Origin of the sequence: Seonamhaeicola sp. MEBiC01930 (genome assembly GCF_045277075.1) — a bacterium.
Taxonomy (GTDB): Bacteria; Bacteroidota; Bacteroidia; order Flavobacteriales; family Flavobacteriaceae; genus Seonamhaeicola.
In genome coordinates, this window is record NZ_CP104270.1 from 1,277,793 (window position 1) to 1,293,083 (window position 15,291).

The 15,291-nt window shown below is 32.2% G+C and carries 17 protein-coding genes; 3 read left to right on the top strand and 14 right to left on the bottom strand.

Annotated features, from left to right (window positions below; genetic code table 11):
- Positions 1-20: 20 nt before the first annotated feature.
- On the top strand, positions 21-1,022 hold the full coding sequence (locus N1F78_RS05505; protein WP_406685183.1) for an NAD(P)H-dependent glycerol-3-phosphate dehydrogenase: 1,002 nt from the start codon (positions 21-23) through the stop codon (positions 1,020-1,022).
- A 2-nt stretch (positions 1,023-1,024) separates the two neighbouring features.
- On the opposite strand, the gene N1F78_RS05510 is transcribed toward N1F78_RS05505, so the two are convergent.
- From N1F78_RS05510 to N1F78_RS05520, 3 genes are read right to left on the bottom strand one after another with little or no spacing between them, the layout of a single operon-like run.
- On the bottom strand, positions 1,025-1,420 hold the full coding sequence (locus N1F78_RS05510) for a hypothetical protein (RefSeq protein ID WP_406685184.1): 396 nt from the start codon (positions 1,418-1,420) through the stop codon (positions 1,025-1,027).
- A gap of 18 nt (positions 1,421-1,438) precedes the next feature.
- Positions 1,439-2,458: a phenylalanine--tRNA ligase subunit alpha gene (gene pheS, locus N1F78_RS05515; protein WP_406685185.1), complete on the bottom strand. Its 1,020-nt coding sequence runs from the start codon at positions 2,456-2,458 to the stop codon at positions 1,439-1,441.
- Between the two features lie 38 nt (positions 2,459-2,496).
- Entirely contained in the window at positions 2,497-2,853 is a 357-nt protein-coding gene (locus tag N1F78_RS05520) for a hypothetical protein (RefSeq protein WP_406685186.1), read from the bottom strand.
- Between the two features lie 69 nt (positions 2,854-2,922).
- On the opposite strand from N1F78_RS05520, the gene N1F78_RS05525 reads away from it, so the two are divergent.
- Both N1F78_RS05525 and N1F78_RS05530 read left to right on the top strand, forming a co-directional pair.
- Positions 2,923-3,453, top strand: coding sequence for a CvpA family protein (locus N1F78_RS05525; RefSeq protein ID WP_406685187.1), 531 nt, complete (start codon positions 2,923-2,925; stop codon positions 3,451-3,453).
- Positions 3,454-3,462: 9 nt separating this feature from the next.
- Positions 3,463-3,864 (top strand): hypothetical protein, encoded by a 402-nt coding sequence (locus tag N1F78_RS05530; RefSeq protein ID WP_406685188.1) that lies wholly within the window; start codon positions 3,463-3,465, stop codon positions 3,862-3,864.
- Positions 3,865-3,906: 42 nt separating this feature from the next.
- Here N1F78_RS05530 and N1F78_RS05535 read toward each other — a convergent pair whose 3' ends face one another.
- The 11 genes from N1F78_RS05535 to N1F78_RS05585 form a co-directional block, all read right to left on the bottom strand.
- The gene (locus N1F78_RS05535) at positions 3,907-4,536 is read right to left on the bottom strand and encodes a carbonic anhydrase family protein (RefSeq protein WP_406685189.1); all 630 of its coding nucleotides are present in this window, start codon (positions 4,534-4,536) and stop codon (positions 3,907-3,909) included.
- A 107-nt stretch (positions 4,537-4,643) separates the two neighbouring features.
- Positions 4,644-6,506, bottom strand: a complete 1,863-nt coding sequence (locus tag N1F78_RS05540; protein WP_406685190.1) for a SulP family inorganic anion transporter — start codon at positions 6,504-6,506, stop codon at positions 4,644-4,646.
- 66 nt (positions 6,507-6,572) lie between these two features.
- The gene (locus N1F78_RS05545) at positions 6,573-7,247 is read right to left on the bottom strand and encodes a DUF2490 domain-containing protein (protein WP_406685191.1); all 675 of its coding nucleotides are present in this window, start codon (positions 7,245-7,247) and stop codon (positions 6,573-6,575) included.
- A gap of 49 nt (positions 7,248-7,296) precedes the next feature.
- The gene (locus N1F78_RS05550) at positions 7,297-8,094 is read right to left on the bottom strand and encodes a universal stress protein (protein WP_406685192.1); all 798 of its coding nucleotides are present in this window, start codon (positions 8,092-8,094) and stop codon (positions 7,297-7,299) included.
- Between the two features lie 6 nt (positions 8,095-8,100).
- Positions 8,101-9,663, bottom strand: coding sequence for a SulP family inorganic anion transporter (locus N1F78_RS05555; protein WP_406685193.1), 1,563 nt, complete (start codon positions 9,661-9,663; stop codon positions 8,101-8,103).
- A gap of 91 nt (positions 9,664-9,754) precedes the next feature.
- Entirely contained in the window at positions 9,755-10,051 is a 297-nt protein-coding gene (locus N1F78_RS05560; RefSeq protein WP_406685194.1) for a hypothetical protein, read from the bottom strand.
- Between the two features lie 55 nt (positions 10,052-10,106).
- Positions 10,107-10,904: a tetratricopeptide repeat protein gene (locus N1F78_RS05565; protein ID WP_406685195.1), complete on the bottom strand. Its 798-nt coding sequence runs from the start codon at positions 10,902-10,904 to the stop codon at positions 10,107-10,109.
- 7 nt (positions 10,905-10,911) lie between these two features.
- Positions 10,912-12,687: a BatD family protein gene (locus N1F78_RS05570; protein ID WP_406685196.1), complete on the bottom strand. Its 1,776-nt coding sequence runs from the start codon at positions 12,685-12,687 to the stop codon at positions 10,912-10,914.
- Between the two features lie 25 nt (positions 12,688-12,712).
- Positions 12,713-13,561, bottom strand: coding sequence for a tetratricopeptide repeat protein (locus tag N1F78_RS05575; RefSeq protein ID WP_406685197.1), 849 nt, complete (start codon positions 13,559-13,561; stop codon positions 12,713-12,715).
- Positions 13,562-13,567: 6 nt separating this feature from the next.
- Entirely contained in the window at positions 13,568-14,176 is a 609-nt protein-coding gene (locus N1F78_RS05580) for a peroxiredoxin-like family protein (protein ID WP_406685198.1), read from the bottom strand.
- A 68-nt stretch (positions 14,177-14,244) separates the two neighbouring features.
- Positions 14,245-15,282, bottom strand: a complete 1,038-nt coding sequence (locus N1F78_RS05585; protein WP_406685199.1) for a VWA domain-containing protein — start codon at positions 15,280-15,282, stop codon at positions 14,245-14,247.
- Positions 15,283-15,291 lie beyond the last annotated feature (9 nt).

A 15,291-nucleotide genomic window follows, 5' to 3' on the forward strand; every position in this document is an offset into this window, starting at 1 on the left:
AAGAATTGAGTTTAGGATATATGGATAAACCTTTAAAATATGCAGTTTTTGGTGCTGGAAGTTGGGCAACAGCCATTGTGAAAATGCTTTGTGAAAATCTTGACGAAGTTGGTTGGTATATGCGTAGTACTTTTACCAAAGAACATCTTTTAAAAGAACAGCACAATCCAAATTATCTAAGTTCTGTTGAGTTTCATTTAGAGCAATTAAAGCTTAGTAATGATATTAATGAAACTGCAGAATGGGCAGATGTGCTATTTTTTGTAATTCCATCTGCTTTCATACACGGTGAACTTGAAAAACTCACGGTTGATATTTCAAATAAAACCATAGTTTCTGCAGTAAAAGGTATTATGCCTGAATCGGGTTTATTGGTTGGTGAACACTTCCACGAATATTATAATTTACCCTATGAAAATATTGCAGTAATTGCGGGTCCATGTCACGCCGAAGAAGTAGCATTAGAGCGTTTATCATACCTTACCATTTCTTGTTCTGATACAGTTAAAGCAAAACAAATTGCAGATAGTTTATCATCAAATTATATTAAAACAAAAGTTAGTGATGATGTTATAGGCGTGGAGTATGCCGTTATGCTAAAAAACATATATGCCATTGCTGCTGGTATTGCCCATGGTTTAGGCTATGGTGATAATTTCCAAAGTGTGCTTATGAGTAATTCTATTCGTGAAATGAATAGGTTTATAAAAAAGCGACACAAAATGAAACGAAACATAAACAACTCTGCTTATTTAGGCGATTTATTGGTTACTGGATACTCTGTATTTTCAAGAAATAGAATGTTTGGAAATATGATTGGTAAAGGTTACACGGTAAAGTCTGCCCAAATGGAAATGAATATGGTTGCAGAAGGGTATTATGCTACCAAAAGCGCTCACCAACTTTACGTTAGAAATAATAAAAGAACCCGCATACCTATTATTAATGCGGTGTACGCTATTCTTTATGAGGGGAAAAACCCTAAAAAAGTTTTTAAAAAATTAACTGAAAAGTTGAATTAACCTTACTTTACCAAAACACCTTTAACATCCATCAACGGGATAGGCTGTAAGGCTTTAAGATTTATAGTATTTTTTCTAAATAAATAGGTTTTATCAAACATAGAATTTCCTTCAAAAAAAGACACCTTAAAAGTATTATTTAAAGCAAACAAGTCTTCTTGAATCAATTCAATTTTCGCATAACTCTTTTTAGGAAGCTTGTCCAATCGCTTTCTAAATACCGATGTAGTCTTGCTCTCTGAAAAACCACTGGTTACAATGATTACCATTTCTAGATCTACATCTTTATCATTAATAATGTAAGCATTCCAATCTTGGGTATTGTAAACATCATTGTACTCATTTACTACCGCCACATAAACACCTTCTACTTGTGGAATTTCAATGTCCTTTTTCATTAATAAGTAATAAGGAAATTATAAAGCACTCTTAAACTGCTCTAAGAAACGCACATCATTTTCACTTAATAAACGGATATCACCAATTTGATGTAGTAACATAGCAATACGGTCAATCCCCATACCAAATGCAAAACCAGAGTATTCTTTAGAATCAATACCACAGTTTTCTAATACATTAGGATCTACCATACCACAACCCATAATTTCTAACCAACCAGTTCCTTTTGTAATACGGTAATCGGTTTCGGTTTTTAAACCCCAATACACATCTACCTCAGCACTTGGTTCTGTAAATGGAAAGTATGACGGACGTAGGCGAATTTCAGACTTCCCAAACATTTCTGTGGTAAAGTATTGAAGTGTTTGCTTTAAGTCTGCAAAACTTACATCTTTGTCTATATACAAACCTTCTACCTGATGGAAGAAACAGTGAGACCGTGCTGAAATAGCTTCGTTTCTATACACTCTCCCCGGAGAAATGGTTCTAATAGGTGGTTGGTTGTTTTCCATATAACGCACTTGCACTGAACTGGTATGCGTTCTTAAAAGAATATCAGGATTGGTTTGAATAAAAAACGTATCCTGCATATCACGAGCGGGGTGATATTCTGGTAAATTTAATGCGGTGAAATTGTGCCAGTCATCTTCAATTTCTGGACCTTCACTTACATTAAACCCAATACGTGAAAAAATATCAATAATTTGATTTTTAACTATAGAAATAGGATGACGTGCTCCAATTTCAATAGGTTCACCTGGTCTAGACAAGTCCCCATAAATACCTTTTACTTCCTCCTTACTTTCTAACTCTTCCTTTAGGGCTTTTACTTTGTCTTCGGCCGTTTTCTTTAACTGATTTATAGTTTGACCAAACTCACGCTTTTGCTCGTTAGCTACATTTTTAAACTCAGCAAAGTAATCGTTTAACAATCCCTTTTTACCTAAGTATTTAATACGGAAAGCTTCAACCTCTTCTTTAGTTTGGGCTTTAAAGGCTTCCGCATCAGCTATGAGTTCTTTTAATTTATCAATCATGATATTAATTCAAAAATAGAGGGCAAATTTAATAAAAGTTAATCTATAAATTCGCTTTCAATAAAATAGTTTACAATAGCTTCTTTCATTAAAACACTTTGTTCACCGGCTTTTAAATGTGGCAAAGCTTCAAGCATCTTATAATGTGGCCACCCGTCTGGGTCTACAAAATCTAATTCGTAATAGCCATAAGGCGTTAGTAGCTTGCAAATAGCAATATGCATAAGGTCTAGCTTTTGATCTTTTTTAAAGACTCTATCTAATTGCCCAAGCTCCTGAACACCAATTAGGTAAATAATAGCATCAAGGTCTAAAGGGTCTCCATCAGCAAATTGACTAGACAATTTTTCAACCACCTGCTCCCATCTTTCTTTTAATTGTTCGTCTCTAGACATACTAATTTTTAATTGGCAAAGTTAATAAACTATGTACGACTTATTTATATTTGTTTAAATTGAAATATTATGGGTGTAATTGACATTGTTTTAGGGGCTTTAATATTGTTTGGTTTAATACGTGGTTTTTCTAAAGGGCTTTTTGTTGAAGTTGCTTCTTTAGTAGCTTTGGTAGCTGGCGTTTATGGTGCGATTCACTTTAGTAATTTTGCAGCCGATTTCTTGATTGAAAAGGTTGATTGGGAACTGAAATACATTAACATAGTTGCTTTTGCCATTACATTTGTAGTTATAGTAGTTGTAATTGGTATGGCAGGAAAAGCACTAACTAAAATAGCTAATTTTGCAGCTTTAGGCCTTATAAACAGACTTCTTGGTGCTGTTTTTGGTGCATTAAAAATTGCCGTAATACTTAGTGTTGTTTTAATTGTATTTGATAAGTTTAATAAAACGATTCCGTTTGCAGATGAAGATGATTTAGAATCTTCCATTTTATATACTCATGTAAAGGCTTTAGTGCCAGTAGTTTTACCCTATATTTTAGAATTTGAAAATAAAGAGCCTTCTGAATCGGAGGAAGAATTGAATAATGAGGCTTAAAGTTATTCAATGAAAGAAACCATTACCAAAAACGAAAAATCATTAAAAGTTCTAAATGAATTGGTTTCAAGAGAGTTCTATAAAGGAAAAATTGAAAGCGAAAAATTTGAATTAAAGAGATCGATTTTCCCTAATAACTATATTGTAATTGGAGAATTAAATGATGAAAATAAGTTTGTCTTAAAATCTGGTTTTGGATCAACAATTAAGATTTTATCATTAATCACAAATACCTTCTTTTTAATTCTGTTCATTTTCTTTTTATTTCAATTTAATTGGATAATGCTGATTGTTTTCATTCTACTTTGTGGTATTTCTTATCTTATCCATCATATTAAAACCAAAAAGGAGTTAAAAATATTTTCTAAGAAATACTTTGAACTTTATAAACTCATACATAATGAAGCATAAAAAAAGCCGCTTAAAGCGGCCTTTCTATTGGTTTTATATAAATTAAACCATCTCTACTTTCCCTGATGATAACATATAAACTCCACCAACTATTTGAATTTCTCCAGCTGCTTCCATGTCTTTTAAAATTGGGCTACGCTCTTTAATTCTTTCAATTGTAAGTTTAACATTGTTTTCAACAGTTTTAGCAACAAACTCAGAGTTTGATGAATTAGCTTCACCTTCAACTTCATCAGCCGATTGTTTTACAGCTGGTAAAATATTAGATAACAAATCTGTAATATTTCCAAGCTCTACACCATCACATGCGGCTTTAACAGCACCACAATGCTCATGACCTAATACTAAGATTACCTTACTTCCTGCTACTTTACAAGAATATTCTAAACTTCCTAAAATGTCTACATTCTCAAAATTACCAGCTACACGTGCAACAAAAATATCACCAATAGCTTGGTCTAATACTGTTTCAACAGGAACACGAGAATCTATACAAGAAAGTACCACTGCCTTTGGGAATTGTCCACCAACAGTTTGTTCAACTAAAGCTGAGTTATCTACTGCCTGCCCACTACCTTCTACAAACCTTTGGTTTCCTTCTAATAAATCTTGTATAACAGCAGCTGGTGTTAATGTATCTTGAACTGCTTTTGTAATTGCTATGTTTTTCATTTGTTTAATTTTTATTGTTTTTAATTGTTATTTGAATTCACCATTTTAACAGGTACAAATCCCTAGTTATATAGCTAATTTCATAATTGTTTTTCGATTATTTTTTATTAAAATTTATCTTCTATATTTTCTTTTATCCATGCCATACACTCATCAAAAGTGTCAAAAATATGGTCTTCAGGAACAAAATCTGGTATAATATCAATTCGCTCCATCATGTATCGTGGTTGTCTTAATAAATCAACAAACAGAAAGTCAATTCCTTTTTTCCTTAAGTCTAGTAACATATCTTCTAAAGCATATAACCCCGACTGGTCCATATATTGCATACGGTCAAACCGAATTACAACAGTTTTAGCTGTTTCAGGTATTTGGCTAGCTAACTGCTGAAAATCGCTTGTTGAACCAAAGAATAAAGGTCCCTTAATATGCTTTATAAATACTTCTTCTTTAAGGTTATCCGGAAAATCTACTTCATCAGCCCATGCTTCTTCTTTTAGCGGTTTAACATCAGAACGTTCTGCAGTTAAATCTCCAATTTTTTTCATAAACATTAAAGAGGCTATTACCAACCCAATTCCAACTGCATAAACTAAATTCCAGAAGGTTGATAAAATTAATACTGTAAGCATGATAACAACTTCCATACTAAACTTAATGGGCCCAATTTTAACATCTTTTGGTAAACTTGGAATGGCTCTTAAACCCTTATAGTCCATTACGCCAATTCCTACCGTTACTAAAATACCTGCTAAAACCGCAGCCGGTATTTTAGATGCTATGGGTCCCAAACCTAGTAAAATAATAAAAAGCAAAAGACCTGCTATCATACCTGATAGCTTTGTTTTACCTCCAGAAGTAATATTAACTACAGTACGTATAGTTGCACCCGCACCTGGAATACCTCCAAAAACTGCAGCTATACTATTACCTATACCTTGCCCTATCAATTCTTTATTTGGCTTATGCTTAGTCTTGGTCATATTGTCTGCAACTACGCTTGTTAACAAAGAATCAATAGCTCCTAATAGAGATAAAGTAAGAGCAGTAAATATGTATGGCGTAAGATTACTCAATCTAAATTCAGAAAATATCTCGAGATTAGGAATTGGCAACCCACTAGGAATTTCTTCAATGGGTCTGTAATTTAAACCAAAACCAATAGCTATTCCTGTCATTACCACCAAAGCTACCAATGTACTAGGAACTGCTTTGGTTATACGTTTAAAACCATAAATAATAAGTATGGTGCCTAAGGCCAGTATTAATTCTAACCAATTAATTTGCTTTAAAGCCCTTGGCAATACTTTAAGGGTTCCTAAAACACCTGATGCCTCTTTACCTGCTAAGGTTTTACTTTCCTTTAGAATGTCATCTGGTGTTACTCTTTCTGCTCTTTTAATAGTTTCTTTAAAATCTTCTAAAACTAGAATTCCTTCTCCTGCTTCTTCCTTTAATATATTATCAAGAATTATTTCTTCTGCCAGTGGTTTAAACTGGTCAACAAATTCTGTATCTTCTTTTGAGTAATAACCAATTGACGGCAATATTTGGGTTATTAAAATAATAACTCCAATAGCAGTCATAAAACCAGACACAACCGGATAAGGGATATACCTTATATATTTACCCAAACCTAATATACCTAGGCCAATTTGCATTAGTCCAGCTAATAAGAAAACTGCTAAAATTATAGGTAAAGCCTTATTCACATCTCCTTCATTGGCAGCAATAATAGCAGCAATAATAACCATACTTACTGCAGTCATAGGCGCTGTAGGACCCGATATTTGAGTGTTTGTTCCACCAAAAAGCGCAGCAAAAAAACTAATAAAAATAGCTCCATAAAGTCCGGCGCTTGGGCCTAAACCTGAAGACACCCCAAAGGCTAATGCCAAGGGTAGGGCAACGATTCCTGCAGTTATTCCACCGAAAGCGTCTCCCTTTAAATTTGAAAATAAGTTTTTCATCTTTTGATACTTTTTAGTTTAAAAATAAAAACAAAAAGATAGTACTTTTAAGTTTTTCTTACAAACCTAAAAATTCACAAAGGTTATTAAATTGAACTGATCTCTTCCTCCAGTTTCAAAAAATTGATTCATATAACCAGCTTCAATTCTAACGTTTTGGTTAAACGTATACCCTAAACCTCCATAGACCCTGTTTCTATCAAAAACAGAGCTCTTGGTATTTAAAAATATCTCATTATATGCAGATAAATAAAGTTTGCTGTTCCCCTTTTCTTTGTTTTTAAAAGGAACTTTAAAAGCTAAGAAATACCGAAATCGCATTTTAAAATCACTTTCTACAAATCTCTGTTCAAATCTGTAACGATGACTTAAACTTACGTTCCCAACTTTTTGTTTAGATATAAACTGCTGAAATATACGGTGTTCATTAACCGAGGTTTTATTATCAGTATCTCCAATATAATTTTCAGAAAGAATATATCCATACCCTAATAATACGTTGTTCTTACCTTCATTAAAAGTATAACCTAATCCGGTTCTTAAAAGAAGCTGTTCTAGATCTCCTATGGCATCATAATTTCTATATTGAACCTCATGGTGCAAATTCCATTTTTGGTCTAGCTTTTTACTACCTATATAAATTAACCAGTTTCCTAAACTACTTTCTTGAGCTTGTGCAAATACAGGCAGCATTAGTAAAACTAATACTGCCAGATACGCCCTATATGTCTGTTTTTTCATGTGAAATATTTCTCAAATATTTAAAATATGTAAACAAGATTCTAAATACTTAATCTACCAATAGCATGGAAACATCAAGTTTCCTAATCATTTTACTTAAATTGCTAGAGGAAAGTTTACCTTTTCTAGAACTCTCTATTTCTCTGTTAATACATAATAAATCAATATCATTTTTTACCACATAATTAGATAGTGTATTAATAGAATTACTACTTGATTCAAAAATATATTCAACCGTATCATTTGAAGATGTATTACCATTTGATTCTTTTACAGATTCATTAGGCTTTTGAATTTTAAATGACATTATAGGCTTTTGGGTGTAATCCATTAAGCGTTTGGCTAAACTTTCATTAGCATGTTCTAAACCATTTAAAACGCCTACAGACAAATTCTCATTTGGCACTAATATTTTATCATTAGATGCAATAAGAACAACACCTTTATACTTATTGAGCACAAACTTTGTAACTCTATCTCCTGCAAGTCTTAGAGCATTAAACCGCTTTTTTCCAAGTACAATAATATCTGGATTTGTATATTGAATTTGCTCTTCTATTTCCTGCTTCACATTACCGTAAATTAAGCTATAATTTATATTAACAGCTTTATCAATAGATTTAATAATACTTTCAATGTGATTTTTACTAGCAAGGTAATCCCTATTTATGGTACGCATTGAAGATAACTGATTGTCATTTTTGACAACATCAACCGGTTTTCTTACATGTAAAAGGTCAATATCACCACCAACCATTTTAGCCAAATTAGCTGTGGTCTTTAAAATAGTATCTGAACTATTTTTTAAGTCTGAAAGCACTAATATTTTATATCTATTGATACTCATAATAATTTAACTTAAGCTTAAATTAGACTTTGGTCTTGTTCTAAAGAATTCTATAAAACTATCAGGGTTTTCTACTTCTCCACGTTTAGATGTTAACTTTATATCTATATGTCGTTCTTTGGCTTTAAATAAAAAGTCTTCTAATATTTCAATAATATCATTATCTAAAAACCTAGTTTTCATCAGGTCTATTTCTAAATAGGTGTCTCTTGGCAAACTATCAAGTTCTTTTAAAATAGCACCCTTGTTAAAGAAGGTAACCTCTTCTGCAAGTGACATTTTAATTTTGTGTTTACCGTTACTTTTATCTTCTATATGAAGGAAGTGAGAATTTTGGTAACTCTTTAGTAGTATTACAATAATTCCAACGCCTAAACCTAAGCCTATACCGTATAACAAATCAATAAATACGATTCCAAAAACAGTAACAGCAAATGGGATAAACTGTTTCCAACCTAAATCATACATTTGCTTAAACAAAGCAGGTTTTGCCAATTTATAACCAACTATTAACAAAATAGCTGCTAATACAGATAACGGAATTAAGTTAAGTAATTTTGGTATGGCTATAACTGAAATAATTAAAAAGAAACCATGTATAATAGCCGATAATTTTGATTTCCCTCCAGATTGGATATTAGCCGAACTTCTTACGATAACTTGAGTGATAGGTAGTCCACCTATTAAACCAGACAAAATATTACCCGTACCCTGCGCTAACAATTCTTTATTTGTTGGCGTAACTCTTTTTAAAGGATCAATTTTATCTGTGGCTTCAACACATAATAGGGTTTCTAAACTTGCAACTAATGCAATCGTGAAGGCCGTAATCCAAACATCTCCTTCTGTTATTACCGCAAAATTAGGAAAGGTAAACTGACCAAAAAATGACGACACATCAGATGGAATTGGCACATTTACCAAGCTTTCTTTTTGAATTGCCAAATCACCAGATGAACCAAAGAATGAAAAGAAAATAATTCCAATAATTACCGCTACAAGTGGACCTTGTATTAACTGAAAGATTTTGGCCTTTTTAGCAAGTACATTACTCCATAGAATTAAAATTCCTAAACCAATAACAGCTATTACAGTACTACCCATATTTATATTTGAAAGTGAACTGTAAATTTGTTCAAAAGTACCTTCTCCCTTTGGAGCAACATAACCTAAAAAATAAGGAATTTGTTTAAGAATAATAATAAGACCAATACCTGTAAGCATCCCTTTAATAACCGATGATGGAAAATAATATCCTATAACACCTGCTTTTAAAACTCCAAATAATATTTGAATTGCTCCTCCTAATACAACGGCCACTAAAAAGTTTTCAAAACCTCCTAATGTTCCAATTGAGGCAAAAACTATAGCTGCTAAACCTGCAGCAGGACCACTCACACCTATTTGAGATCCACTTAAAATTCCAACAACTATACCTCCTATAATTCCAGCAATTAGTCCTGAAAAAAGTGGCGCTCCACTAGCTAATGCAATACCTAAACATAATGGTAATGCGACAAAAAACACGACAATACTTGCCGGTAAATCATTTTTTATTGTTTTAAACATAACATAAATATTTGCACCCTAGACTTTATTAAGGGTGTTTTAAAAAATTAATTAAGCGGCTAAAAAGCCAAAAAGTAACTATGTATTTATATTATGCTAACCTGGGAGGCGGAGATATCAGGTTTAGATGGGGTTTAGAATATTTTTTATAAAAATACTCCAGTTCACTATCCATGTTAGAAAAGGCAAAAGCCGTTTCTGTAGATAAGATTTCAAAAAATAATTTCTCAGTGTCTTTATTTTTTTCATGACCCTTTTCTTCTTCTTCAGCCGAAGTGTAGAAAACAGAAATATCAACAGAATCATCAACCAACGTAATAATTGTAGGCGCAGTTAAAAAGGCCGTAAATATTACACAAAAAAAGATGGATATAATTCGTTTTGACACTTTATTTAAAAAAAATTTGAAAAGCAAATATATACTTTTTATTGTTAAGGAAATATTAAAAATCATTAAACAGTTTAATGTCTTCTGAAATTAACCATCCCGTTTTCCCATCAGATAACTGAATTTTACTCCAATTCTTATATTCATCAACCACTTGTACTTTAGTTCCTTCATGTAATCTAAAGGCTTCTTCACTTCTTAAATTGGGATCACTTTTAACCTTAGTTTCTTGTACAAATACAATTGCTGGGTTATCCTTTTTATCAATGTTGAACTTGTGAAATGCAAAACCAAGTGTTACACAAACTAAAAATAAAGCTGTTAAACTACCTAAAAAAGCTAAACGTTTAGTAAGAGTAGCATAGGCAAAATAATACATTAAAAACAAAATAACGAAACAGAAAACCATTGCTATTGAGACTTTTGCCCAATTATCAAAGCTTAAACCATTGGTTATGTTTTTAACAAATTTTGAAAAACCTGTCTCAGGTATAACTTCTATGGCGTCAATGGTCATATTTCTAGCAAATGCAATATTATTTTCAATATCTGAATCATTTGGATTAAGTTTCAAAGCCTTTTCATAATAGAAAATACTTGGCGCAATATGATTAAGTTTATAATGTGCATTACCCAAATTATAATATAATTCGGCAGAATGCTGGTTGGTTTCTAAAATCGCATTGTACCTATCTATAGCTTCGGCATACTTTCCGTCATTATAGAATGTATTTGCTTCCTCAAATAAAGATTTATTTTGAGCAAATACACCAATACCAATTAACACGACAAATATGTAAACTATATGTTTCAATAAATTCTTCATTTCAATTGGGTACAATGATTTAGTCATTATGAAATTACCTTGCTTGTTTATCAATTAAAGAAATAGTTTTAGCCGCTTTTTCGTAATCTTCTTGCATAGTTACTTGATCTACGGGTGTATATCTTGCTAATTCACAATTTTCTAAAATGCCCATAAAATCTTTAATAGTGGCATCTTCAACCCCCTTGCTTTTTAGCAAACTATTAATTTTATCTTTACTTAAATCGTTAGTCTCAATATATAATTTTGCCTTTAAATAATTATGTAAAGCTTTTTCTAAAGCTATATAAAAATCTTCCTTTTTACCAAGCGATTTTTTGGCACCTTTTAAATACTTTCTGGCTAGTTTATCTGCTTTCCTTATTCGATTTCCATAAACATCTGCATCTCTACTAACCTTTTTCTTTCTAACTAGAATAGCCAATGGAATAGCTAAAAAAGGTGCTAAAAGCAGTGCCCAAAATGTATTAGTTTTAAAAAAATTAGTTGGATTAACATTGCTAAAACTAGTTTTAGTTTTAATAAAAGCAAACTGATCATTATTTAATATAACAGCTTGTTTGTTTGCGCTTAATACATTAGAATTGTCTGAATTAGCATTACTTGAAGATGGACCATTTAGAACATCTATAACTATTTCTTCTGAAGATAAACGCTTATAACTCTCTGTTTTTAAATCGAAATAAGAAAATGAAATGCTTGGTATTGGGTATTTACCTTTATATTGAGGTACAACGGTATAACTATCTGAAATACTACCTTGCATCCCTGATAAATTAGTCTTTACTTTTTCATTATGTTCTGGCTCGTAAACTTCTAAGGAACTTGGTAAAGAAATTTTAGGTAACTTAAATAGTTTTAAGTTTCCGTTTCCATTAACACTAATCTTTACTTGTAATGACTCATTAGCATCAAGTTCTTTTTTTGATGCTGAAACATTCATTTTAAAGTCACCTACCGCACCTGTAAAATCAATTGGTTTTCCCGTTTCAGGTAACGATTTAACTTGAAGTGTTCTAGTTCCAGAGGTTACTCTTTTATTAACACGTTTCATTATCCTGCTACCAAAAATATCACGCCTGTTTGTTGGTACTTGTACTGGCACATCTAAAACTAACGCAGGTATTTTTAAATCTCCTGTTTTTTGAGGAATTAGCATTTCTTTCATCATAACCACATAGCTATAATCCTCTCCTTTATAAGTACCTTGTTCTAACCTTAATTCTTTAATTTCAATGCTTTGACTCCAAAAATCTTTAAAAGTTGGAACATCTACCGTTCCAGGTGTTTGAATACGAATATTAGGCGCAACATATAATTTATAAACCACGGATATGGCTTCATTTAAATACGGTTTAGATTTTGAAACCTCTGTAACTAAATGTATCCCTTCTGAAGCTATATAACTAGGGTCATTAGGATCTGTAGGTTTATCAACCGCCTCTGTAACCTCTACTTTTATTGGAAGCGTTTTATAAATCTCACCATTTACCTCTATTGTTGCTTGTGAAATAGTAAAAACACCTCTTTTTTTAGGTGTTAAAAAGTAACTATACGTTTTCTTATAAGTTCTAGTGCCATTTACCCATGAATTACTAACCGATTGGTTAGGCCCACCAACAACTGTAAAATTGGCAAAACCCGGAGGATTGAAATTATCACCGTCCTCATTCATTTCAAAATCAACACGTAAGCGTTCATTAATTCCAAGCTTTTTCTTGCTCGCTTTAGCTTCAAATTTTACTTGAGCCACGGCAAAGCTTGAAATTAGCAATACTATTAAAATTAATATGTGTTTATTAAACTTCATTATTCAAATTTGTAATTCTAAATAATTACCAATCCTTATCTGTTTTTACAGGAACGCCTTTTTGCTTTTCGGCATTCATTTTTTCTTGAACTTTTTGTTCTTGATTATTCATTGCTTCAAGCAAATTCTTTATTTGCTGTGGAGACATTCTACCTTCTTGTGGTTTAGGTGGTTTTTTATCTTCATCTTTCTTATCACCTTCTTTTCCTTTATCATCTTTATCATCGTTAGGCTTGCCTTGGTCATCTTCTTGGTCATCCCCTTCCTTTTCCTTTTCATCTCCATCCTCTTTCTCATCTTCCTGTTGATCACCTTCATTATCTTTATCCTTCTTATTCTCGTCTTTCTGATCTTGATCTTCCTTATTCTCGTCGTTATTCTTGTCGTCTTCGTTTTGGTCTTTATTTTCTTGCTCTTGTTTAGCACACTCTTTTGCTAGTGCCAAATTATAACGTGTCTCATCATCTGTTGGGTTATTTCTTAATGCATTTTTATAAGCCTCAACAGCTTCACTACACTTTTTATTCTGCATCAAAATATTACCAATATTATGAAATGCCTTATGTTTTTCTTCTTTTGAAACACTACTATTAGCAGCCTCTTGATGCCTGTATAAAGCCTCCATTAAGCTTCCTTTTTGGTAATAGGCATTTCCCAAATTGAAATTGCCCTCAACAGAATTTGGGTTTTCTGAAATAGCTTTTCTATAAGCCATTTCACCAGAAACATAATCATCTTCACTAACCAAATTATTGCCTTCATATACGTAGTTATTGGCGTTCTTTAAAGCCAATAACCTTTCTTTATCCTGCTTTTCTTGAGCAAAAGAAATGGTTATAAAAAATATTGATATGATTGATAATAATTGTTTCATCTAACTCTATTTCTCTTTTAATTGTTTCAAAACCTCTAATAACAAGCCTGCACTTATTCTTTGCTTGTAGTTTGGGCTTATGTACTCAAATAGTATAGTACCATCTGTACCAACAACAAATACCGACGGAACGGGTAAAAACCCTGAATTAAGTCCTGCAGAAAATTTATTTAGCTTACTTAAATACCGCTCAGGAGCTTTAAAAGCTATACCCATTGCTTGACTTAATGCTCCATTAGCATCTGAAAAAAGTTTGTATTTGAGACCTGCTTTATCTACTGATACATTTAAATTTTCTGGTGAATCTGGGCTCACACCTATAATCTGATAACCCAGCGCATTAATCTCATCTTCTATATCATTAACCGCTGAAAGATGTCTGTTGCAATACGGACACCATCCTCCTCTATAAAATAGCATTACTGTAGGTTTTTCATTAAACACTTCTGCTAATTGTAAGGTATCCCCATTTGCCGAGGTAATGCTTAAATCTGGTACTTTTTCACTTATTAATAGCGGTGAAATATCTAAATCACTTTCTGCAATTTGGGCTACACTAGTAAACACTGTTGTAAACAAAAGCATTAAAGTTAAATAATTGTTTTTAGTTTTCATTTTCACCTCTATAATTTGTTTTTAAATTCTAATATATAAAACCTTCTGTTTTTTCTTCGTTAAAGAATTTATAAATTCTCATTAAACAAATTCAGCTTTTTTAACCAAGCTGTTTTACGTTCTAGCAAGAAAATATCTAAGAGTAAAAAGAAAACACCAAACGCCAAAAACCATTGAAACTGGTCTTTAAAATCTGCAAATTGTTTTGCTTCAAACTCGGTTTTATCCATACTACTCAAAATATCTCTAATATTTTCAACTACATCATTTGTATTTTTCCCATTTATATACGCCCCGTTAGCTTCTTCAGCAATAGCCATTAGGGTTTCTTCATTTAAACGTGTTATAACAGTTTCTCCTTGACTATCTTTTTTATAATTTAAAACTATACCATTTCTTTTTTCTGGGATCGGACCTCCCTTAACATCACCAACACCAATGGTAAAAATCCTAATACCCTCTTCATTAGCTTCTTCTGCTATTGCAGCTGCCTCTTCACTATGGTCTTCACCATCAGAAATAATAATTAGTACACGGTTTGTTTGTTCTTCATCATCAAAATAGGTCTTTGCTAATTTTATAGCTTCATTGATAGCTGTTCCTTGTGATGACAACATATCAGTATTCATATTTTGTAAAAACATTTTGGCAGAAGCATAATCTGTGGTTATAGGTAATTGCGGAAATGCTTTTCCTGCATAAGCAATAATACCTACCCTGTCACTTGCTAAATTATTTATGATTTGCGTGACTAACTGTTTAGATTTTTCTAACCTATTTGGAGCAATATCTTCTGCTAACATACTCTTTGATACATCAACAGCAAAAACAATATCAACGCCTTCACGTTTAACCGTTTCTAGTTTAGTTCCTACTTTAGGATTTACCAACGCCAATGTTAAACACAGAAATGCTAAACTTAAAACAATGATTTTTAACACCGATTTGAACAAGGACGTGTTAGGACTTAGCTTTTTAAGTAAGGCTTTATCTGAAAACTTACGCTGTGCCCTATGTTTCCAAATTTGAAGCACCAAAAAGAATACAATTATTACTGGAATAATAATTAACGTCCAAAACCATATTTTTTCTTCTAATTGATACATCTATTAAAC